This window comes from Allorhodopirellula heiligendammensis (assembly GCF_007860105.1).
Taxonomy (GTDB): Bacteria; Planctomycetota; Planctomycetia; order Pirellulales; family Pirellulaceae; genus Rhodopirellula; species Rhodopirellula heiligendammensis.
In genome coordinates this window covers 638,445-661,726 of the sequence record NZ_SJPU01000001.1, presented here as the reverse complement: position 1 = coordinate 661,726, position 23,282 = coordinate 638,445, and the positions used below count along the sequence as shown (strand labels likewise).

Sequence of the window (23,282 nt, the reverse complement as noted above, 5' to 3'; positions counted from 1 at the left end):
CACCGTTCCACGAATTGCCACAGAATCGTATGGACGACCGTATTGGTGCGTGATTTCACTGCCTGAAGCCGTGATCGAGCGGCCAGTTGCTCGCAGGAGCGCCTCATCGCGAACTCCCGAGGTAGTCAATCAATGCGTCAAGTTCGTCTGCCGGAATGCCAACGAAAGCAGGCATCTCTACGCCTGGCTTGACGGCATGTGTGTGGGTGATCCAGCGTCGGAGGTTCTCCGGCGTATTCGCCATGACCGCCGCACCGATCGTTCGCCTGCTGCCAAAGTGTGTCAAGTCCGGCCCCACCACGCCATCCAGATTCGTGCCGCGAACGGCATGACACGCGCCGCAACCACGCTTTTCGAACACCACTCGGCCCGCGGTCCCGGCGTCGCCGTCGGGCTTGCGTAGCTCATCCAACCAAGCGTCAAAGTCTTCTCGGGACTCAACGACGACATCGAACGACATCATGGCATGGGCCGCGCCGCAAAACTCAGCGCAAGCACCGCGATAAACGCCCGCCTTGGTCGGATGAAGCTTCAGTCGGGTATTCCGACCGGGAATCATGTCTGTCTTGCCGCCCAGCGATGGAATCCAAAATGAGTGAATGACGTCTTCGCTGGAAAGTTTAAATTCGACCTCTTCATTGACCGGCAAATGAATCTCATTTGCCGTTTCGACCGTGGTACCATCCGCCAGACGATATTGGATCCGCCACCACCACCGCACCCCCGACACCTCAATGACCTGACTGTTCACAGCCGCGGGCCGTTGAAGATCTGGCAACATCGCCAATCCGTAGGTCAACAACACAGTCAGCACGACCGTTGGGAAGACTGCTCCACCGCCGATCACCAGCACCCGCGTCTTTTTGGCGTCATGCTCTTCCACACGATAAATAGCGTACACAGCCAATCCAACAACGATCGCCCAGATCACCACACCACCCAATGCCATCACGTAAAACAAATCCGCAATCTGTGCCGCTCCCTCGCCGGCTGGCAGCAACGCGGATTGGGATGGCGAATCGATCATGCAGTTGGTCGCAAGGGGGACGGTTCTCGTTGTGTGCGGCGACGCCAAGACTCGGGGTCAGCGACACGTCCGCACACACTCCGGGTGCAGTTGCGTGTCGTCCCGCTAATCACTCCGCTCTTCGCTGCCCGACGGCCTCTCCTTAGCAACCTCCATGCCAACGGCGTGCGACGAATACTGCCGGACCAGTCTCAATAACCACCAGGCGAACAGCCCCACGACAACGGCAGTGCTGGCCCAACCCAGGGGCCCAGATAGGTCACCGTAATTGTCGCCGAGCCACCAACCGAGACCCGCCAGTAGAGCAGTCCAGAGCACCGTTCCAATGGCAGTGAATATTAAAAAAGGAACGAGCGGCATCTCCGAGAACCCGGCCGGGATGCTGATGAGGGTGCGAACCCCGGGAATCATCCGACAAACCAGCACAGCTGCCGAACCATATCTCTCAAACCACTCATCCATGCGATCGAGATCTCGCGGCGTGATCGTTAACCAAGCACCGTGACCGTCAATCCACCGGGACAGACGCTCCTTGCCGACCCATTTGGCGAGGTAATACCAGAACATTGCACCGACCAAAGAGCCTGCGCTCCCAGCGACAACGACCAAGGTGAAAGAGGCGTCGCCGCGACTAACCGAGTATCCCGCCCAGGGCATAACCACTTCGGAAGGAATCGGCGGGAACACGTTCTCGATCAACATCAACGCGCCAACGCCGATCGATCCAAACTGCTCCAGAAAACTCGTGATCCAATCGTCCATGGCTAATAAAGTGAAGTTGAGACGCAATCTGCGAGAGCAGCCGCACACACCCAGTCGCAATCAACGCGTGCAATGAAATGGCAACGGGCTGCGCACCTACTCAGGTGTTCTGTTGCAGCCGTTCCAGCCCTGGTCTTCTCGATGCCATGATATAGACCGCGTGCAACATGCCGGGTATGAAACCCAGTAACGTCAATACGCAATTGATCCAAAACTGCTTGCCTGCTCCGAGCTGGATGTATACCGCCGCGGGTGGCACAATGAACGCGAATAGCACTCGAATGAAATCCATCGGTAATCTCCTGCTGGGTGTTCGGTTGCCCTAGGGACTGGTAATCCCAGAGACTGGTAATCACCGAAGTGGAAGCAATAAGGATGCCAATCCACTCAACTCGGTTGGGGACGCCTACTCGGTCTCATTCAACTTTTCAATCCAACTTCGAAGCACGTCGATTGCCCGCTCACTGACCTGATTGGTAGCCAAGGGTGGCATCTGACGCACTCCGCGATGGCCTGCACGAAGCACAAGCTCGGACAGATAGGGCTGACCGGGCACAATCAAACGTCCATCCGGTGGTGACATTTGGCCTTGTTTCGGCTTGGCCCCGAGCAAGTGCGTCTCGGGTAGCGGCGTGTCAGCACGCAAGTCAATTTGCCCTGGACCGATTCCGTCGGGTCGGTGACACATTGCACAATTGACTTCCAGCCAAGCTCTCGCCAATCGAGAAACATCTTCCGGCAATGGCTTTTGTGCACTCCGGCCGTGGCCCCCGCGATTGAAATTGCCCTCGCCCCAATCGGGGAATTCCTGGCTCTGGGGAACTTCCGCCGCTGCTACCGATTCCGTAAAGATATTCAGACGGTCGAGCATCGCAATCTGATCCACGCGAGTGCCGTAGTAGGTCATCTCACGATTCAACTGGCGTGTATTGAGCCCCAACGCAAATCCAGCCTGCTCCGTGTGACAGGCGAAACACTCACTGCGACTGGGAACGTAATAAGGCTGTGTGATCGCTCCTTCGCTGGTACGAATCTCCAGCGGTAAGACTCGGGAACCATCCAGCAGATGTGCTTCACTGCAGTCGTCATTATAGACGTATGTGTAGGCCTGCCATCCGGCGGGCGAATGCACCATTAACCGCGTCTCTAGCCTGCGTGATTCTGCGTGGGATTCGCGATCCAGCTCCATCCAAAACGTCTTGATTAGCACTGTGCCAATTGGAAATCCCCACTCCTCTTCAGAATCGTATGTCACACTCGCCGGCTCGGGCAGCGCCATGTAGCGGTCCTTCAGAGAGTGATCAGACCAAAACGGAACATTCACTTCATACGGAATGACACCTCGGGCCACTCGATGGTCCGCGACCGAATCAAACAGCCCGGTATCCGATAGCTTTCTGGGAAAGGCTTGGGCAATCTGTTTCAAGTCGACACCCTTGTGACGCAACTGGTAGATGCCATCGGAAGCACATAGGTAAAGTTCGTGTTGGGCGTCCTGGCCAAACGCCGCGATCTGCAACTTGGTGTCAGCCACCTGTTGAGGGACGGGTCCACCAATCTGATCACCGTCTCGTGGCATCGCGGGTAGTACCCACACCTTTCCACTCAGGTAGTCGCCATAGAAATAATGTCCGGAAAAGTCGCTGAGCTGGCTGCCTCGATAAACATGGCCTCCGGTAATCGATTGGCCTTCATGCCGAAAGTATTCGGCGACCGGCGCAATCAGATCAGGATCTCGATCGGCAGAGTTGTTGTTGAAATCGTGGAACCCTTCACGGAGGTTCCAACCATAGTTGCCACCACGCTGGACCCGATCCACTTCTTCAAAGCGGTTTTGGCCAACATCCGCGGTCCACAGTTGACCACTCTGGTGATCGAACGAAATCCGCCAATTGTTCCGAAAGCCATACGCCCAGATCTCACCGCGCGCGCCTGCTCGATCAACGAAAGGATTATCATCCGGAATCGCATAGGGTATCCCGCTACTCTGACGGTCGACATCGATGCGAAGAATCGAACCTAACAAGGTACTCAAGTTCTGGCCGTTGACATGGGGGTCATCCGCGAGGCCTCCGTCACCCAGCCCGATGTAGAGATAGCCATCGGGGCCGAAGCGAAGACTGCCCCCGTTGTGATTGCGATAGGGCTGCGGAATCTCCAGCAAACGCTGCTCGGAATCTCGATCAACCCGATTCGGATTCTCTGGTGACACTCGAAAGCGAGATACTATCGATGTGGGAGGATCAATCGAATAATAGACAAAGAGCTCACCGTTCTCCGCATAGTTCGGATGGAACGCGAGACCCAACAGGCCCTCTTCATTGCCAATTCGAGAAACAACGTCGGTCAGGTCGAGAAATGTCTCGTCATGATCCACGTCAGGGCGATTATCGAAGCATCGGATCACGCCGCGCTGCTCGACCACGAAAACTCGGTTCGATCCATCCGGTGCAAACGTCAGTTCGACAGGCCGCTCGAACTCCAACTGCGCAAAAACTCGCACCGCTTCAAGAGGCAGTGGCTTGGGAGATCCCATTACACGCGAAGTGTCGACTGCGATGAACTGGTCTGGGATCGAATGCTGGCGTGGCGACATAGGCATCTCGGCAACAGTGACCGTCCGAGGCAGTGGCGCGAACGCGCTCACGACCCCAACAAACATAGCTACTAGGTGAATTCGCACCGGGGGGCTCCACAAAAGGTTGGCAGACGCAATGCCGCACTTCGTAGGATGACCTCCGCCGAAATGCTCAATCGCTCGAGCCAGAAGGCTTATGCATGTTCTGTGCCAGCCCAAAGGAAGGCGTGAGGAGCCTCATCGAGGCAGAAAGCGGAGGACGAATCCTGTTCGCGGTAGACAATCAGGTACAGGCCCCGCCGATCGGATCGCAACCGGGATGGCTACTAATCCTGCTTGCTGAATCGTCGCTGCAGGTTGAAACAATCTCTGATTGACGTTGCGGGAGGGCAACATGCCGCAACCCTCCCTCACATGATTCGATCGAACAAATAGCTCCAAGATGGTCGGCTACACGGCCCCGTGGAGACCAGGTGTCTGCCGCGAGCGCAAACAAGTTCTCGTCCGTCCACCGTCTCTTGCCGGCCCGAGCGGAGGCTTCTGGGCATGCCCTACCTGTGCCATTGATCTAGCGTTGATGGCCGCGGGTGGTGCCAAGTGGATTCACAAAGTCGTTGCTTAGAACCGATAGATCGCCGCAACCTGAGTTGAGTCGCCATGTTCTCGTACTACTTGTCCGCCAGTTCGCAATGTCTCTCGAACGGCGAGGTTAACCAAGTCTGACTGACCTTCGTCGACTAGCTGCGCTGATCGCGCTGATCGGTCGAAGGTTCCCCGGATGACGCCACTATTTCCTAACATCAAGGTGGCAACTCGACCTGCTGCGGCTTGCGGCAAGATGTCCAGAATATCTCGCGATCCCATGTCGCGAGCGATGGCAGTGCCCAGTACTTCCTTCAGCTCCTCAGTCGATCGGTTGAGCAACGACTGACCCCATTGCTGCAACCGGCTCGACGCAATACTCCTTGCCGACGTACACCGTCTCTCGTGGCGATTGTGGTAGCCAAAACCTCTGCTCTCCATGCTCACATACAAAAATCGCAAGGCCAGCCGATTGGTGCTGCCAAAAGTTGTCATCCTGTCCGAGACGAGATAGTTCCTGAAGTCGGTGCTGCAATTTCTCACAGCTGTCACTCGTATTCTCAATCGCTTGCGTCGCTAGGTTTTTGAATCGAATCGAATTCTGCGCCGTCTCAGGCCCGCTCTCGTAGGTGGGCATGAGGATCGACACGCACCGCCCCGATTCTTTGCCGATCAATTCGATGAGATCTTGCTGGGTAAGTTTCGCGAGCATAGATGATTCTCCAGGCTTGAGGATTGAATTCAGTCCCCAAACCCCCCAGCAATTACGATGCCGGGAAACGAACCCCGTTAGACGCACTCCCGACGGCATCTTTAGTGAAAACCAGATGAAGCGAACAGCGACCCTCCAATACCGCACTTTCAGTACGCCCAAGAACGAAGCACCGACTTTAACGCCAAAGCATGGTACATCGTTTGCAACCACCAACCTCATGTCAGGCGTTCGTCGCTCGTCTGGTGCAGCAGCCGCTCAAGTGCATGAGCGAGGCACTCACCAGTGTCAGCGACCCATCATGAGCGACTGCATGCATTGCGTTTGCCGCCCCGACGTCGTGGTTATCAGCTGCAGTGAACAACAGAAGTTCGAAGACACGCAGCAACATCCCCACCTGTATTCAACTTTTAGGAGCATCCGTTATGGCCACCCTCACCGTTCATTGGCAGCACCAACCCTTCTCTCACGACGCTGGCGTACGTAGTCGCAGTGACATTGCAGGTACCGATGCAGACAGCGTTCACACCGGCATTCTGACCGACGAGCATCAAGAGATTGGCGATGGCCTTCCGTTGCTGGTCGAAGACGCGACTCGGCGTGTTTACCGCCCTGTCGATCTGCCTCCAGGTACTCAGGTCGTGGCGACTGCGACCACCGAACCGTCGCAACCGCTGCTTGATCGCGCCAAGCAAGCCGGCTTTGACGTCGTAGCGGCGGCGCGTTGATCGCGCCGAAGCAGGCGTGCTTGACAGGCTGTTGAGATAGTTGATTTCGCCGTCCAAATGCACCAATGCATACCGTGGTACATGCGAGGGACGAGACAAACTGCCTCGCTGACGGGTCGCCTTAGAAGATCAACAGGCAGTCAAAGCACGGCCCGTGGTATGCCCCCCACACTCAATTGCCGATTACCAGAGGAACCAATCATGACCATCGCTAGCATCAATCCCGCAACCAATCAAACGCTCCAAACATTCACGCCGCTCTCAGAGGACGCAGCACTCAATGCCGTCGCTCAGGCGCATGACGCCTATGGGAAATGGCGTCAAACCACGTTTCGCGAACGGCAGAAGGTTCTGCTCACCTTTGCGGCGAAACTCCGTCAGCAGACCGACGAGTTCGCTCGACTGATCACGCTCGACATGGGCAAGCGAATCTCGGAGAGTCGTAGGGAAATCGAATACTGCGCCGAGATTGCAGAATTCTATGCGAACGGCGCGGAGACGTTCCTCGCCGACCAACCTATGGAGAACGTCGAAGCCAACGCGTATATCCATTTCGAGCCAATCGGCGCCTTGTTGGGCGTCATGCCGTGGAACTTTCCCTTCTACCAGGTTACGCGGTTCGCTGCGCCGAACATCATGGCTGGCAACACGGTGATGGTTAAACACGCCAGCAACGTGCCCCAGTGCGCCGAAGCAATCTCGCAACTGTTTGCTCAGAGCGAGTTGCCCGAAGCCGTTTACACGAATCTATTCATTTCTACGGAGACCGTCGAATCGATCATCTCAGACTCACGAGTGCAAGGCGTTTCACTGACTGGCAGCGAAAAGGCAGGAGCGGCGGTCGCAGCCCTCGCTGGAAAGAACTTGAAGCGTTCGGTTTTGGAGTTGGGTGGTAACGATCCCTTCATTGTCCTCGAAGATGCAGACCTCGAAAAGACTATCGAGCTGGCGGTCGCAGGGCGAATTGTCAACGCCGGTCAATCCTGCGTCGCCGCCAAGCGATTCATCCTGGTTGAAGCTGTCGCTGACGCATTTATCGAAGGTTTTAAAAGGGCGATGTCCTCCCTCAAACTGGGAGACCCGCTCGATGATGACACCACCTTGTCGCCACTATCGACGGAAGATGCTGCGGTCAAGCTACATAAGCAAGTTCAATCCGCGATCGACGCCGGGGCGACGGTGTTGCTGGGAGGCGATCGACCGGATTGCCAGGGCGCTTTCTTCAACCCGACTATCCTGACAGGGGTCACGCCAGACTCGCCGACTTTCGACCAGGAACTCTTCGGCCCCGTCGCGACAATCTATGTGGTGAAGGATGAAGCTGCCGCGATCGAACTTGCGAATCGCTCATCGTACGGACTCGGTGGTAGTGTTTACACCAAAGACGTGGAGCGTGGACGCCGCGTCGCTGAGCAAATCGAAACTGGCATGGTGTTCCTCAATCAACCGACGAACTCTCAGGCGGAGCTGCCATTCGGAGGTATTAAGAATTCCGGGTACGGGCGTGAACTCTCTCATCTCGGCATCCTCGAATTTGTGAATAAGAAGCTGATTCACTTAGGCCCCATGAACGAGGAAAACGATTGAGTCATGGCGAGCGTGAAATTTCGAATGGCCGGTTCACACCAGCGGCTTCAATGCGCTGTCGTTTGTATGTGAGGGCGATGCTGAGGGCAGTCGTCTTCTAAGGACGCAAGCCGTGAGTGACGCCAGGCAATTGTCGCTGACAACTCACGAGCGCGGCGGCGGAGTGAGTGGCGGCAACGAAGTAATAGCGGCAATGGGTGCGACGACGAGCCATCTCGTTCACAGGATGGTCGACCTGCCACGCAACCACAACACGATACTGGCCAGCAAAAGGAGAACCCCGGAGACAAGGCAACCGAGGTCAAGCAACGCATCGGATGCGAGAAACCCGAGCCTTGCTGCAGCTGCAAGAAGCGTCAACGTCATCCCAACACCAGTGCAGATCCCCAGTAAATAGATGCGAGTCGAACCGAGCATGATGTCCCATGGCTGAGGGGGCGGAGTTAGCAGCAGAGTGCGAGAATGCGAGATAGCGAATTGATCGCCAGTGGGTTTGCGGTAGGTTACACGCCCTGGGTCTGACGCATCCACGTCTCCAAAATCAAGAGGCTCCACAAGCGATAGCCGTGGTTCTGCTCACCGGATTGGTGGGCGGCAACGAGCGCTGCGATGGCTTCGGGACGGAAGAAGCGATGAATCTTTGCGTCCGGGGCCAGCATCGTGTCGCCTAACAAGTCCCGGAATTCGTCGCGGAACCAATTTGCGATTGGGATACCGAAGCCCATTTTCGGCCGTGTGAATATTGAGGCAGGAATGCGGTCGCCAAATGCATCGCGGAGTAATAGTTTTCCGCGGCGGCCCCGGAACTTGTATCGCACCGGCAGGGAAGCGGCGAACTCCACCACCCGGTAATCGAGCATTGGCTGTCGCACTTCGAGACCATGGGCCATCGAAGCAATGTCAACTTTGGTCATTAGGTCACAGGGCAGGTACGAAAGCACGTCGGCGGTCGAAGCCCGCGTGACGAGATCGCGTCCTGAGCTGCGTTCCCACGCCGACTCCAGGAACGCGACCGGGTCCTCGTCGGGAAGCTCCGCAAAAAAGTCATCCCTGTATAGCGAGGCCCGCAGCGACTCGGGAAAAATCTGCAACCAATTCATATACCGTCGAACCGTTGGTTGGCCAATCGCTTCGAGAAACCGCTTCCCCCGCCGCACCACGCTATTGCGGCGATTGGAGTCGGGCAGACGCTGAATCAACCCCATCCCAGGTGCGCGATGCACCGGGAATAACCGTTGGATCTTTTGACTCAGCCATAATGCTCGGTAACGATCGTATCCGGCGAACAGCTCGTCCCCGCCATCTCCTGACAAGGCCACGGTGACACTCTGGCGTGTCAACTCGGACAAATACCAGGTCGGCACCGCCGATGAATCGCCAAACGGCTCATCATAATGCCACACCAATTTGTCTAGAATCTCGATCGCGTCGGGGGTAACCTCGAACCGGGTGTGATCGGTGCCCAGGTGTTTCGCCACCTGAGCGGCATAAGCCGTCTCGTCAAAATCGGCGATCGGGAAACCAATGCTGAACGTCCGCAGCGGCGTCTCGGTGTGGTCTCCTGCCAACGCCGTGATTAGCGAGGAATCGATTCCGCCTGAAAGAAACGACCCCAGCGGGACGTCACTCCGCATTCGCATTCGCACCGAGTCGCTGAGCAATTCTCGCATGCGCTCGACTGCATCGCCATGCGAAATGGCGATCTCACGCGAGGGGTCGTAATCCCAATACCGCTGGACCCGGAACCCCTGGCTATCGAGTACTGCAAAATGCCCTGGAGGCAATTTGTGGACTCCCTTCCAGATCGTGCCGGGGTGAGGGATGTATTGATAGGTCAAGAACTGATCTACCGCCGCTGGATCAATCTGCTCGCAGACGCCTGGGACTGCGGCGAGTGACTTCAGCTCGCTGCCGAATACGAGTCGCTCGTTCTTGAACGAATAGTACAGCGGTTTTTGCCCAATTCGATCTCGCCCGAGCACCAAGCGATTTTGCTTGGCGTCCCAAATCGCAATGGCAAACATGCCGTTGAGGTGCGCGAAGCAGTCCGTACCGAGATCTTCATAAAGATGGAGAATCGACTCGCCGTCGCCCTCGGTAGCGAAACGATGCCCCGAACCCTGGAGGCGCTGGCGAAGCTCCCGATAATTATAAATTTCGCCGTTGAAGACCATCCGCACCCGGCCGTCCTCGTTGGCCATTGGTTGCCGCGATCCGGCGACGTCAATAATCGACAGGCGACGAAATCCAAGCGCCACGCCCATCGGATTTCCGCTGGCATCGCGGTGCGATCGATCCGCCCACACCTGAGCGTCATTGGGCCCCCGGTGGGAAATCACGTGAGTCATCCGCGAGATCAACGCGTCGTCAACGCGATGATGGTCGCGGAGCCATACCGAACCAGTGATTCCACACATGCGTGCTAAGCAATTCCCGAGGGCTGTTTCAACGTAACGTGAGGGCTCAGTATCACCGACACGTCACGATCCCAACACCCCCACCGAGACTTACTCGAGCGACGTGGTCTCTCGGCCTGCGATGCTGCCTGCGGCGCCCCAGATTCCGTAGTTGCTGGCCGATCCCGCCGGTGGCGCTCCCGGTGCAGTCGTACCGATAGGCCCCTGGCTTGTATTGCCTGTGTCAACGCTCTCTGTAATGAACTTGACCGCTCCGTCACCCATCAGGACGTGACAACCACCCTGGTGGCGGCTGCCCGCTGAAAAGATGCCGCCGGGTCCATTGGCATCGCCATTGCCCCGAACGCAGTTAGCTGAGTTCGGCGGTAGAGTTTGCCCGACACCACTCATCATCGGCTCGCCTTGAGCCCAGTTCGACCCGCGAAACCGGTTTTTCGCACCGCTCGTGTCAACTGCCAACGTGACCCCTGGCTTATAGAACAGCGGACGCTCCGGATCACGTGCAAACTCCAAAACATTCGCTTTGGGGTTATTGCGCATCGTGCTGCCGCTGCCATTTCGCACCAAGGCGTCTCCGGCGAGCTCCCGTGTGCCGCTACTTCGCTGGATCTCGGCCATCAGGATGGAATTGCTCAGCCCGTCGAGGCAGTCCCGAAAGCGTCTGACGAAGCGGTCCTTAAAAAACCCACGGTGCTGGCCGATATTAAGTGGCTTGCCCGCATTGTTTCGGGTGTTGTTACAGTTCCAGAACGAATCTCCGAAGCTGAAGCCATAGTTCAATTGACCTGTCGCGACTTGCCCGTTGGGTGCCACGTCCGAGGGACACAGGAGGGTGGCGATCTGAGTTCGCCAAGGCACATATGCCGTGTTGTACGGGGCCGGCCCCATCGCTGGCCAAATATTTCCGTTGGCAGCTTGGTATGGATTCGAAACCTGCTGCCAAACGGCTTGCTGTTCAAAGAACGGAGTCAAGCCAACCATCGCGGACAGCCGGGATTTGTTACTTTTGGCCTGGTTGTCGGTAGGCTGCCCCGAACCACCGCCCTGCTGCGGTAATTGCTTGTAGGCGGAGTGATAGTTATGCAGGGCTAAACCCAATTGCTTGAAATTATTGCTGCAGGACATCCGGCGGGCCGCTTCACGGGCCGCTTGGACTGCGGGCAGTAACAACCCCACCAACACGCCGATGATAGCGATCACTACCAGCAACTCGACGAGTGTGAAGGCCGGACGCCGGGGAGATTGATTGCGACTCATTACAGAATATCCTCAAAAATCATGGAAAAGAGGCATCTGCCGGATAACCAACGATGGACAAGACCACCGCGACCGGATGAGACGAGCGATACACGAACCTCCGCGATACCGACTGCCACAGGCAAGCCAACAACGAGGTACGCGGCTATCGAACAAACACCAACAAAATTGCAGTTGGAAACGCCCCCCAACCTGACCTGGAGATTCCTCCGTGGTACGGGGGTGGCGGATCACCTCTCTATCATGGCAATATCGGCTTCGAGGTCAACCTCAAATGACAACAATGCGACTTAATCCACCTTACTGGACATTCCCGGCGGGATGGCTGCGGCCCACGTTTGAGCGCGCCAGTTTTCCACAGGTCGCGGCAGACCGCGTGATGCCGCCGCCCCCACCCTCACATGTCGAAGCAACCAGCTGTACGGGCAGTCATGAAGCCTCTCAGCGGAGACCCCAAACAATCGGCGAAAGTCCACCGGACACCTCCGCCGATCAAGTGATGTTTGTGCTCATGCGAGGCGCTTTACACGTCCTAGACTGAAAGAGTTGCCTGAACCCACAAACGCGATCACAGATGCAGAATATCGTTTGCAAAGACAAAGATCATCAGAGCCAACAGCGCTAAAACGCCAGCGAAAGTTAGCCGCATCTCAAGAGCCTCATCGAGCTTCTTGCCACGAATGGCCTCCGCGATCAAAAACATCATGTGCCCACCGTCCAACGCTGGAATCGGCAAGAAGTTCAAGATCGCCAGGTTCATGCTGAGCATGGTCAAGAACAGCAACTGGGCAGAAATGCCGCGTTTTGCTTCGTGACTGGCCATTTGAGCAATCCGAATGGGGCCGCCGAGAAACTTGGGTTGGACTTTGCCGGTCACCAACATGCCGAGGAACCGACCGACCTGCTCGAGGCCCCGAACGCCTTCACGGACCCCCAAGGAAATCGCATTGCCGACTGAGCTGGCGGTTTGAATCCGAGAAACCTCAGCAAAATTCAGTCCGCGCTCGTACCAGTCTCGCTCAGAAACCTGAACCTTCATCGTCGACTCAATCACAGAACCCTCGGGAGGTCGAGTGGCTTTGACGAGCACCTCGGTACCAACGGGCAAAACCTGCACCGTTTCCATCAGTACGCCCAGCGGCATCGACGGGCCGATTTCCCAGCCTTCCTGGAGCTGCTCAATCGCCGCCTCACCAAATGCCTGGACAAGCGAGGTCTTATCTTTCTCATCGGCGAACCGAATTCGAACCTCCTTCACCACATCGCCTACCTGCAGATCGCTATTTGGCGACGTGACTTTCTGGACAGTCGTATCGGCGTGGTAAGCAAATCCGAGCGGTGTGCTGGCCATGGTTTCGCCAAGCTGCGAAACGGGCGGATAGGTTTGCAGCGTTTGGACGGGCGTGATTGACAACGTCTTGGTTTCGGCCGCGGTATCCTTGCCACGACGGACGGTCACTTCGACAGCCTCGCCTGCAGGCCACGACCGCAGGACGAGCGAGTACAAATCGATCGCTTCGTCACCGTTGACCGAGACAATTTCATCGCCAACCTCCATCCCCGCTGCTTGAGCGGGTCCACCATCGACCAACGCGGTGACTTTACCGACTTTAAACCGCAAACCGAACTCTTTCTCGCGCTGCGGCGAAAGCGTCACGCTGTGCTGGTTTCCGTCGGCGCGAACGAGCGTCAACTCGATGGGCTTGGAGGGTGCGCTATAGATTTCATTGAGCAGCGGTGCGATCGGCATCGGCGCTTCCGCATCGAGCTGATGGCCGTCCCAACTGACCACTTCCGCGTCGGCATCTTCTTCCGTCAGCACCTTGGCGGCGGAAGTCCCCGGTGTCGCGAAGAACTTGGTGGGCAACTTTGACCCGACAGGACCGTAGATGCCGATCATCCGCAGGCTTGGCTCAAGCGGATGGGGCTGTGGGGTGAGGGCGTATTCTCGCGAGTCGCTCCCATAGGCGACGTGCACATCGACAGCTTGGTCGGGGTGGTCCATGCCCCCGAGCATGATTTCCTGCTGCATTTTGCTGAAATGCATCTGGTTATCGTCTTCGCCTCCCGCCACCGAGGTAACCAGTCCACCGGGCTGGACCCCAGCCGCCCAAGCCGCACCGCCAGGCGTCACGCCACCGACCATAGCAGGTGTGTAGGGCACACCGTAAAAGTATGCAACGGCGGCGAATAGGATTCCCGTAATCACGTTCATGACAACGCCGGCACTGATGATGATCATCCGCTGCCAAACAGATTTCGCTGGGTAGGAGCGGGGATCGAGTTTGGCGGGTTCGCCGTCGGCACCCTCTTCGCGGATTCGACGCGCCTCCTCTTCTGCTTTGCGTGGGTCGTCGTCCTGGCCGAGCATTTTGACATAGCCGCCCAGCGGGATGATGCCGATGCCGTACTCGGTCTCGCCGTAGGTGAATTTACCAAGTGTCCGCGGGAATTTGATCGGACCGATCTGCAGCGGCACGTCAAACCCGACGTAAAACTTTTCGCATTTGACGCCGAACAGCTTCGCCGCCAAAAAATGCCCAAGTTCATGGACGAAAACGACCAGGCCGATCCCCAAAAGCACTTTGGCCCACAACCATGTTCCGCTTAACAACGAAGCGAAATAACCGGGGTCGTCCGTCGCGGCTAAGAGCGAGGCGACGTGCATGCAGTCAAACAGTGACATGAATTCAGATAAAAATGGAGCAAGCGAAAGGGAAGCGAAACTGGAATACGGCGAGAAAAGCTATATGGTTTCAGCGATTTTTTGGGCCCGGAGGCGCGCCCACTCATCGAGCTGTAGCAGTCGTTGGAGACTGGGGGCGGACTCGTGGTTGTGGTCCTCGAGCGTTTGTTTGCACAACCGAGCGATGTCAGTAAAGCGAATTTTGCCGCTCAAGAATAGAGGAACCGCCACCTCATTGGCTCCATTGAGCACTACTCCGGCAGTGCCGCCCACCCGAGCAACCTCAAATCCCAGCTCGAGTGCGGGGAACCGATCCGCATCCACGGGAATCAAACTCATGTCCCAGGTCTGCTGGCGATCCAGTGCCGGAGCAGGGCAGGGCAGCCGACTGGGATACGTCAAAGCATACTGAATTGGCAGCCGCATATCCGGTGGGCTGAGCTGGGCGACCACGCTGCCATCCTCGAATTCGACCAGCGAATGGATGATCGATTGCGGGTGGATCACGACCTCGATTCGATCTGCGGGCACATCAAACAGCCATTTCGCTTCGATAATTTCCAGGGCCTTATTCATCATCGTCGCCGAGTCGATGGTGATTTTCTGGCCCATGTCCCAGGTGGGATGTTTGAGAGCAGCCGCCGGGGTTGCATTTTCCATCTCCGCGACCGAGCAATCGCGAAATGGCCCGCCGCTGGCAGTCAAAATTAACCGGCGAACCCCCGGCAATTTCGCTGGGGTCGAATCCACGCCCGCCGTACCAGAGCAGCGGGTTTCGCCGTCTGCCGCCGACGGATGCGTCGCATGGGAATTCAAACAGCGGGCTTCCGCAAGACATTGGTAAATTGCTGAGTGTTCACTATCGATGGGCAGCAATTCCGCACCGCTGCGCGCGGCCGCTGCGGTCACCACAGGTCCCGCGATGACCAGCGTTTCCTTGTTTGCCAATCCTACCCGCTTACCCGCCTCGACAGCCGCGAGCGTGGACTCCAGGCCCGCCCGTCCCACAATCGCCGCGACAACCGTATCGACAGCCTCGTCGGTGGCCGCTCGCACGAGCGCCTCCGGCCCCACGTCCAGCCGGCATTGGCGTTGGAGTCCGTACTGGGCCATCCGAGCACGCGCTTGATCAGCACCATCCGCGTCCGAAACGACGATCAAATCCGGCACCGGCTGGGCCGCATGGGCCGCCTTGATGAGTTCGTCGATCTGGCGGTGGCCAGAAATCGCACTTACCCGCCAATCGTCTGCAGGAAACCTCTGGCCGAGCTGCGCAACCACATCGAGCGTTGCCACACCGATACTACCAGTCGCACCGAGAATCGCGATCCGGCGTCCGTTGTGCATATTTCTGCCTTAATTGTTCCTAACAAAATCCTGGGATGGGGCGTATCATGTACGAGCCGAGCGGTAACCACAATCCGGAGATCCGCAACTTTCGCCCTTCCCCATAAACCTTTTTGTAATGAGCGAACAACCCAAATCGTCCCGTGGATCATCCGAGCATCGCGGCAGCGGCAACATTTGGTTTGTCCTGATCGTGATCGCCGGTGCCGTGTTGGTGAGTGCCTTTTTAGTCTCCGACACCCAAAAGCGACTGCCATATCCCCATTTGATCGAACTGTTGAGTCAGACTGCGACGCTGAGCGAAGTAGCCGCTGACGCGGAGAGTTCGCAATCCGCGGTTGAAATCGACGAAGTGGGTACCGATCCCGGCGAAACCGTGATTCTCCGGGACGATGCATCCAACGCTGCCGACCCGACGTTCCTGGATTCGCCTTCACGGAGCTCGAACACAGCCAAAACAGAAACCGCCAAAATTGTCGTCCCCGGAAGTGAGGGAAAATCCTACGAATACAGTAATCCGACTGATATTCTCGTCGCTGATGACAGCATCACTGGACAGATCAAATATCGTGTGCTGACAGGGCGAGAAAGTGACGCCAGGGTCACACCGACGCAGGTCGAGTTCCTGACCATCCGAGGTTACCCGAATGATGCGCTCGGAGCGGAGCTGATCACGATGCTGGATCGCTCAGGAGTGAACTGGGACTACGATCGCCCCAGTCGTTTTTTCGAAAATCACTGGCCCGAGCTACTGATGATCGGTGTGCTCGTTGCCCTGGGAATCGTGATGTTGCGGCGAATGGGGGGAGTTGGTTCCCCGATGTCGTTCTCACGAAGTCGGGGCAAGCTTTACAGTGAAGAAGATCTCCCGACGACGTTCGAAGACGCCGCTGGCATCGATGAAGCCGTTGACGAAGTTCGCGAGGTGGTTGATTTCTTGCGAAACAGCGAAAAATATCAATCATTGGGCGGCCGCATTCCCAAGGGCGTGTTGTTGGTAGGCCCGCCCGGAACCGGGAAAACGCTGCTGGCGCGGGCGATCGCAGGGGAGGCGGGTGTGCCCTTCTTTAGCCTCTCAGGCAGTGACTTTGTCGAAATGTTCGTCGGCGTGGGTGCTGCCCGCGTACGCGACATGTTTACCCAAGCCACCAATCGTGCGCCCTGCATTATCTTCATCGACGAGCTCGATGCTCTCGGCAAGAGCCGCAGTGGTAACGCAGTGGGTGGACATGATGAGCGAGAGCAGACGCTTAACGCGCTGCTCGTCGAGATGGACGGCTTCGGTGCGAATTCTGGGGTTATCGTCATCGCGGCGACGAACCGTCCAGAAACCCTGGATCCAGCCCTCCTGCGGCCGGGACGTTTTGACCGCCACGTACTCGTTGATCGCCCCGATGTGGCGGGCCGCGAGCATATCCTGTCGGTCCACGTCAAGAACGTCAAACTCGACGAAGATGTTGACCTGCGCCGGATTGCTTCGATCACCAGCGGATTTGTAGGCGCAGATCTATCCAATCTCGTCAACGAAGCAGCTCTGCTGGCGGCCAGAAACGAACGTCCATCGGTCGGGATGGACGAATTCAATGATGCCGTCGAACGTGTCACAGCCGGACTCGAGAAGAAGAATCGAGTCATGAATGAGGATGAAAAAATCCGTGTCGCGTACCACGAGTCCGCGCACGCACTCGTTGCCGCCGCTCTGCCCAATACCGATCCGGTGCACAAAGTGAGCATCATCCCCCGCGGCCTCGCGGCCCTGGGATACATGATGCAGCGTCCCGAATCGGAACGGTTCCTGATGACCAAGAGCGAGCTTGAGAGCCAAATGAAAGTAATGCTGGCAGGCACGCTCGCCGAGGAAATGGTTTTTCAAGACATCAGCACGGGAGCACAAAACGACCTTGAACGCTGCACCGAGGTTGCCCGCAGCATGGTGATGGATTATGGCATGAGCCGCATCGGACGGGTCAACCTGCGGCGGAGCACCCGCTCGCCCTTCTTAAGTGGCGGCGGAATGGGTGATTACCAAGTCGTCCACAGCGAAGAGATGGCGAAATTGATCGACAAAGAGGTCTCGCGGATTGTCGAGGACATGTTGCTGCAGACCCGTGACATTCTCCAACAACGCCGGGAGGTGCTCGAAGCGGTCACCCAGCGTCTACTCGAAGTCGAGGCAATCGACAGCACAGAGTTGATGCGATTGATCCGTGAACATAGCAAGGGCCCCTGGCTTGTCCCGGGAACCGTCAACGCCAAACCCAAAGCCAAAATCGTGCCGCGAGAAAATGACGATGCTGGTCAATCCCAATCGAGCATCCTCGAGACGTAATAGGAAGCCAGACTCCGCCGGCTTATTGAGTTGGGCCAAAGGCATGCAATGTCGATAGCTGCTTAGATGGGCTTCGCCGCAGTCTTGACAACTACCGCGGTGCGATCATCTTGCTGGGTCGCGGTGCCGTTGAACCGTTCGGCGAGCGTGAACATGGACTCCAGTATCGCAGGTGCGGGAAGCTCACGTCCTGACACGACCTCATCGAGCACCCGTTGCTCGCCAAGGAAATCCTGGTGGTCGTGAGTCGCCTCGGAAATTCCATCGGTAAACAGTGCTAATAGGTCACCAGGCGCAAATTCCGAGACGGACGCGGTCGGGTAGGTTTCCAATGGAGAGATTCCCAGCGGCGTGTTGTCAGTTTGCAGTGTCACCACACGCCCGTCCGGCTTGACAAGGTACCCCGGGTGCCCGGCACTGCTGTAGCTCAGTTGCTGCCCGCTGGCATCCAGGCTCGCGACAAACAGGGTCACAAACAATTGCTGCTGCATATCGTCAGCAATCAACCGATTGATATGCGTCAAAATCTCGCCGAGCGGCATCGACGATGAGGCCAGAGCGCGGAGAAATGCGCGGGTCTCGACCATCATCATCGCCGGTCCAATCCCGTGGCCGCTGACGTCACCAATGACGACCAAGAGCGATCCATCGGGGCGGGTAATGTAGTCGTAATAGTCACCACAGTTGTGCGTTGCCGAAGAGCACCGTCCCGCCAAGCTAACATTGGGAAATTTCGACTCGCTGCGCGGATACAATCGCTGTTGGATCGTGTCGGCGATCTCGAGGTCCAGCCGGACACTGGCGAGTTCCTTTTCGAGCAGATGCCGAGCATTTCGCTCGATAGCAAAGTGCACCGTCCTGCCCAAGACCTCGGCCGTGAAGCCTGCCCCTTTGACAATATAATCTTGTGCACCGAGTCGGACCGCGTTGACTGCCATCTGCTCGTCGGTATCACCGCTGATGATCACGATTGCGGCGCCAGCGCTGATGTGGGCGAGCCGCCGAAAGGTATCCAGGCCATTGCTGTCGGGGAGATTTAAATCCAGCAGCACGATATCTACTGAATTCTTCCGCAGGGTGGAGATTGCAACCGCCAGATTCTCTGCCTGCAATAACGAATAGCTATTTTGCAGGCCCTTCTTTAAGCAAACCTGCACGTGAAATCGAGCGGTCGGGCTGTCTTCGACCAGCAGGATGACAATGGGCAGAGCGTGATTCAATCGGGAGACTCGACACGGTTACTCGCGCCGATCAAATCTCCATATCTTGATCAAGTGCACGACAGCAGGGCGACGGTTAGATGAGTGCATTGGAAGACGCAATGTGTCGCGCAGCCCAGTTTCACTAGGCCCTCCATTGTACCTTCTAGGTGGTCTATTTGACAAGCCTTTCCAGCCGACTCTGTTCAACGTCCGCGTTTTTTCTTGCGGCCTCGACGGTCGGTTCGCCGCTTGGATTTGTACTTCGATTTCGCCTTGCCGCCACCCGTTGCAGCGTCATGCTCGTTCGGTCGAGTTGATCGGTTCCTGACCACCGTCAAATACAGCTGACGATCCTGTAGATCCACCTTGTCGATCCGCACCGTTAATAGGTCTCCCAACCGGAATCGATTTCCGTCTTTAAAGCCGATTAGCATTTGTCCACGGCGTTCAAAGCGATATTGATCGCTCGGTAGTGTAGTGACCGGAATAAACCCGTCGACAGGCAACTTAATGCACCGCGCATGCAACCCGTCGGCGAACACGCGGCTGACGACAGCGTCGAGTGTCTCCCCCACTTTCTTCTTGAGAAAATGAAGCAGTTTAAGCTGGATCAACTCTCGTTCAGCGGCGGCGGCATTGCGTTCAGCGTCGCTGCACTCGTGGCCGAGTTTGACCAATTCGGCAAACGAGTCGTCAGGTGTGGACTTTTTCTCGATCAGCTTCTGAACCAGTCGATGCACCGTTAGATCCGGATACCTGCGGATCGGGCTGGTGAAATGACAGTAGTGTTCCATATCGAGCGCGTAGTGACCCTCGCGGTGCGGTCCGTAGACAGCTTTGTTCATACTCTTGAGAACCGCGAAATTGACGGCGTTCTCTAAGGGAGTGCCCGCGACCTTATCGAGCACAGCTTGAATTTCAAAGCGGCTCTCAACATTGTCGATCCCCAATCCCAGATCGCCGACAAAGGCGGATAGACTGCGGAGTTTACGTCGTTCCGGTGGCTCGTGGATTCGGTGCAGAAAATTCAACTCCAGGTCATCGAGCCAGGTCGCGACGGCTTGATTACCTGCCAACATGAACTCTTCGATGATTTGATGGCTCTCGGTATTTTCTACCAGGAACGCGCCTTTCACTTTGCCGCTGCGATCAAGATCAAGTTTGATATCGGGTAGGTCCATCGACAGGGAACCGGCTCGGAACCGCCGCTTGCGCATCTTCATCGCCAGGGTATGCATGTCGTCGAGCAGGTCACAAATTTCGCTGCCCCACGATTCCCGAAACGCCGCAGGGGCCGCGAGATACTGGTCGATCTGTTCGTAGTTGAACCGCTTGTCACTATGAATGACCGCGTTGTGCACCTCGCTATGCGTGACCGTTAGATCGTCCGTCATCTCGATCTCGACCGTTTTGACGAGACGCCGTCGTTCGGGCTGCAGCGATGCGAGATGGTTGCTGATGATCTCCGGGATCATGGGAATGACACGGTCAGGCAGATACACGCTCGTACCCCGCTGCCGAGCTTCCTCGTCGATAGCCCCACCCAGTTGAACAAAGTGACTGACATCGGCGATATGAACCCACAGGCGCCACCGACCGTCCTCTCGCTGCAGCGAGATGGCATCATCAAAATCGCGAGCGTCAAATGGATCAATTGTAATCGTCAACAGATCGGTCAAATCTGTGCGATCGTCCGGCAGCGAATCCTCGTCGAATTCATCGGCACGTTGGCGAGCCTCCGTGAGTACTCGCTGCGGGAATTCATCGGGCAGAGCGTACTGCCGCATCACCGTCAGGGTATCGATCGCCGGATTTTTGTTGCTGCCGAGCCGCTCCAGAATCACGGCCTCCCCGCCCCCGCCGTCGTCACCGGGGAACTCAACGATTTCGACAAAAACCTTGTCATCATCGACAAGTGGTAGGCCGCGGACATCTCCGACGCTGACGGGAGCACTGAAATGCACGCCATCGAGATAGACGACAGGTCCATCGATCTCGTGCAAATGAGCACCTCGCTCCGATGACTCGGCTGAATCCAAGGGAACCGCTTGGCTATAGAATGTGCCTGTGAATTGCCGTCGCTCGCGCTGCACGACGTTAATCACGACACCCTCAATGCCACCGCGCCGGCTCGGACTGATTTCAACTTCGACGAGGTCCCCATCCATCGCACCGCCGGTCGCCCCGGGGGGGACGAAGATGTCATCGGGCCGATCATCATCAGCACCGCCACCGCCGCTTGAGGGGCGAACAAATCCAAACCCTCCCCCCATTGCGCGACGAAATTTGCCACGCACACTATCGGATGGCCCGCCAATCGCCGCGGCAGCCACGACCAGGTGATTGCCGCCGTAAACCAGCCGACCTTCTTTGGCAAGCTGCTTGATCACCCGCCGCAACTCGCGATATCCATCGCCATCGAGCTGCAACTGAGTTGCGATCTGTTTCGGTTTGCTGGGGCGGTATTCCGCCGCGTGGACCCATCGCAGCAAGCGATCGGTCAAATGTTGAGATACTTCCATGGAAACAGAATACCTCCCCGATCTCGTTCCCACAAATGGTGGTCCCAGCCTGGGATCTCTGGCAGGCGTTGTCGTGCGTGTGCACCCTGATGCGGGCGCGGTCGGGACGGCGACGCGATCAGGTGCCTGCCGGCTGCGTGCCCGGCTCACCGCGGCCTACCGCGTTTCCGGTTTCGACTGGCTCTGCTGGCGCTCGCGACGCCTACGCTCCGCAGGATCGCTAACAACAGCCGATCTCCTCGCGACACGACGTCACATCATTCGTCGCAGAAATTCTCGATCACACCGACGCCCTGGACACCACGACTGCGAAGTGATCGCGACAGCCCTTCGACTTCACTGGCTGCGGTCCGCTGATTGTCTCGCACGATCAAGGCTGTTCCGCATAGCACGATGTCATCGATGGCCGAGGCTCCGCAGTCAACGACGATCATGTCGAACGACTCCTTAAGCCGAGCCAACATCATCTCCAACTCTTCGTGGGCAAAGTTCGCCCCCTCTTCCGTTTCGAGCAGCGGCAGTAGCGTCAGTGCATCGGCCTGCGACGTAACCGCTATTTCTTCTAGCGGCATACCACTACGCATCGCCTCGACCCAACTATGGTCCAGATCCAGTTGCAAGTCAGATGCGAGGTGACCGCCGTGTCGATCGGCGTCGACCAATGCGACTCGCAGGCCGGAAAATGCAATGCTGAGTGCTAAACCTAACGCCACCGTCGAACGTCCTTCGCCGCGATTTGCGCTCGTGATGGCGATTGTCTGTAACCCTTCCAAGCGAGCTTCGGCCAATCTCACAGCGAGCTGCTCGGCTAGCGAATCGGCAAGAAAGAGCTCATCAATCGTGCTCGGCACAATCAATTCATCCACCTGCCAAGCGGCGACAAACTCGTGCGAAGTCTCACGCTGGCAAGGTGACTCAGTTGCCGGTGGCGTGATACAGGCGGGCTCCGGGGCCGACTCAGAAGAAACCGTGGGATTTGCTGGCGGTGGTGACGCAGCTGTCACGACAGGTGCCGGCACAGCGGATTCTGGTGGTCGCGGAACTGTGGGAGGTGATTGCAGTTCGTCTCGATGCGGCGATGGCTCACGCGTATCGCTTGGTTGCAGAACTCGGTCTTCGTCAATCTTCGCCTTGGTCGACAGAATCATCACATCGATGGGCTGACCGAACAATGCTTCGATCGCGTCGGCAGACATCTCGCTGGCGTGTGCGTGTGAGTCAGCGATTGCCGGTTCGACTCGTCCCTGGTTCGGTATCCGTTCAAGTGGAGCAACCCGTTCCTTCCGTTCGAACTCCGCTGGCGGTTCTGGCGTCGGAGCAGGACGGGAGGGCTCGAGGCGACTTCGCTCGCTCGCCCGTTCGAGACGTAACAAGGCTTCATCCAACCGCCGTGATGCCAACACACTGGACTGGGTAACGTTCTCCTGCCCAATGCGTTCGCGGAGTATCTGCGCAGCCATCTCTGCGGACGGTTCAGTAGCGGTGGTGTGAGACGAGTTGTGGGAAGATGACATGAGCGTTCTCGATAAGTGCGATTGAAAAATAG

The 23,282-nt window shown here is 57.2% G+C and carries 15 protein-coding genes and 1 pseudogene; 3 read left to right on the top strand and 13 right to left on the bottom strand.

All coding sequences use genetic code 11. The annotated features are described in order from the left end of the window. Positions 1-103: 103 nt before the first annotated feature. From coxB to Poly21_RS02545, 6 genes are all read right to left on the bottom strand, one after another. Positions 104-1,027 (bottom strand): cytochrome c oxidase subunit II, encoded by a 924-nt coding sequence (gene coxB, locus Poly21_RS02570; RefSeq protein WP_146405455.1) that lies wholly within the window; start codon positions 1,025-1,027, stop codon positions 104-106. Between the two features lie 105 nt (positions 1,028-1,132). After that, the gene (locus tag Poly21_RS02565; RefSeq protein WP_146405454.1) at positions 1,133-1,789 is read right to left on the bottom strand and encodes a DedA family protein; all 657 of its coding nucleotides are present in this window, start codon (positions 1,787-1,789) and stop codon (positions 1,133-1,135) included. Between the two features lie 100 nt (positions 1,790-1,889). Continuing rightward, entirely contained in the window at positions 1,890-2,081 is a 192-nt protein-coding gene (locus tag Poly21_RS02560; RefSeq protein ID WP_146405453.1) for a YqaE/Pmp3 family membrane protein, read from the bottom strand. A gap of 114 nt (positions 2,082-2,195) precedes the next feature. Then, on the bottom strand, positions 2,196-4,385 hold the full coding sequence (locus Poly21_RS02555) for a PQQ-dependent sugar dehydrogenase (RefSeq protein ID WP_302117305.1): 2,190 nt from the start codon (positions 4,383-4,385) through the stop codon (positions 2,196-2,198). Between the two features lie 600 nt (positions 4,386-4,985). Then, positions 4,986-5,291, bottom strand: coding sequence for a hypothetical protein (locus Poly21_RS02550; RefSeq protein WP_146405451.1), 306 nt, complete (start codon positions 5,289-5,291; stop codon positions 4,986-4,988). Continuing rightward, positions 5,272-5,661 carry a hypothetical protein gene (locus Poly21_RS02545; protein WP_146405450.1) on the bottom strand — a complete coding sequence of 130 codons (390 nt, stop codon included), beginning with the start codon at positions 5,659-5,661 and terminating at the stop codon, positions 5,272-5,274. The genes Poly21_RS02550 and Poly21_RS02545 overlap by 20 nt, the downstream gene beginning before the upstream one ends. Positions 5,662-6,086: 425 nt before the next feature. Here Poly21_RS02545 and Poly21_RS02540 point away from each other — a divergent pair, with 425 nt between their 5' ends. Next, entirely contained in the window at positions 6,087-6,389 is a 303-nt protein-coding gene (locus Poly21_RS02540) for a hypothetical protein (RefSeq protein WP_146405449.1), read from the top strand. 201 nt (positions 6,390-6,590) lie between these two features. Beyond that, on the top strand, positions 6,591-7,976 hold the full coding sequence (locus Poly21_RS02535) for an NAD-dependent succinate-semialdehyde dehydrogenase (RefSeq protein WP_146405448.1): 1,386 nt from the start codon (positions 6,591-6,593) through the stop codon (positions 7,974-7,976). Positions 7,977-8,479: 503 nt separating this feature from the next. On the opposite strand, the gene asnB is transcribed toward Poly21_RS02535, so the two are convergent. The 4 genes from asnB to dxr all read right to left on the bottom strand — a co-directional run bounded on the left by asnB (position 8,480) and on the right by dxr (position 15,683). After that, positions 8,480-10,393, bottom strand: a complete 1,914-nt coding sequence (asnB, locus tag Poly21_RS02530; protein WP_146405447.1) for an asparagine synthase (glutamine-hydrolyzing) — start codon at positions 10,391-10,393, stop codon at positions 8,480-8,482. A gap of 90 nt (positions 10,394-10,483) precedes the next feature. Further along, a complete protein-coding gene (locus Poly21_RS02525; protein WP_146405446.1) occupies positions 10,484-11,650 on the bottom strand; it encodes a DUF1559 family PulG-like putative transporter in 1,167 nt (388 codons plus the stop codon). Positions 11,651-12,218: 568 nt separating this feature from the next. Further along, positions 12,219-14,336, bottom strand: coding sequence for a site-2 protease family protein (locus Poly21_RS02520; protein WP_146405445.1), 2,118 nt, complete (start codon positions 14,334-14,336; stop codon positions 12,219-12,221). A 60-nt stretch (positions 14,337-14,396) separates the two neighbouring features. Further along, positions 14,397-15,683 carry a 1-deoxy-D-xylulose-5-phosphate reductoisomerase gene (dxr, locus tag Poly21_RS02515; RefSeq protein WP_146405444.1) on the bottom strand — a complete coding sequence of 429 codons (1,287 nt, stop codon included), beginning with the start codon at positions 15,681-15,683 and terminating at the stop codon, positions 14,397-14,399. Between the two features lie 466 nt (positions 15,684-16,149). Between dxr and ftsH the strand changes: the two are divergent. Beyond that, positions 16,150-18,012: pseudogene (ftsH, locus tag Poly21_RS02510) on the top strand (ATP-dependent zinc metalloprotease FtsH); the annotation flags it as partial. Between the two features lie 62 nt (positions 18,013-18,074). Here ftsH and Poly21_RS02505 read toward each other — a convergent pair. The 3 genes from Poly21_RS02505 to Poly21_RS02495 all read right to left on the bottom strand — a co-directional run bounded on the left by Poly21_RS02505 (position 18,075) and on the right by Poly21_RS02495 (position 23,250). Then, the gene (locus Poly21_RS02505) at positions 18,075-19,232 is read right to left on the bottom strand and encodes a fused response regulator/phosphatase (protein WP_302117304.1); all 1,158 of its coding nucleotides are present in this window, start codon (positions 19,230-19,232) and stop codon (positions 18,075-18,077) included. 185 nt (positions 19,233-19,417) lie between these two features. Further along, positions 19,418-21,736: a ribonuclease R family protein gene (locus Poly21_RS02500; RefSeq protein WP_146405442.1), complete on the bottom strand. Its 2,319-nt coding sequence runs from the start codon at positions 21,734-21,736 to the stop codon at positions 19,418-19,420. A gap of 257 nt (positions 21,737-21,993) precedes the next feature. Continuing rightward, on the bottom strand, positions 21,994-23,250 hold the full coding sequence (locus Poly21_RS02495) for a P-loop NTPase (RefSeq protein ID WP_146405441.1): 1,257 nt from the start codon (positions 23,248-23,250) through the stop codon (positions 21,994-21,996). Between the last annotated feature and the right edge of the window lie 32 nt (positions 23,251-23,282).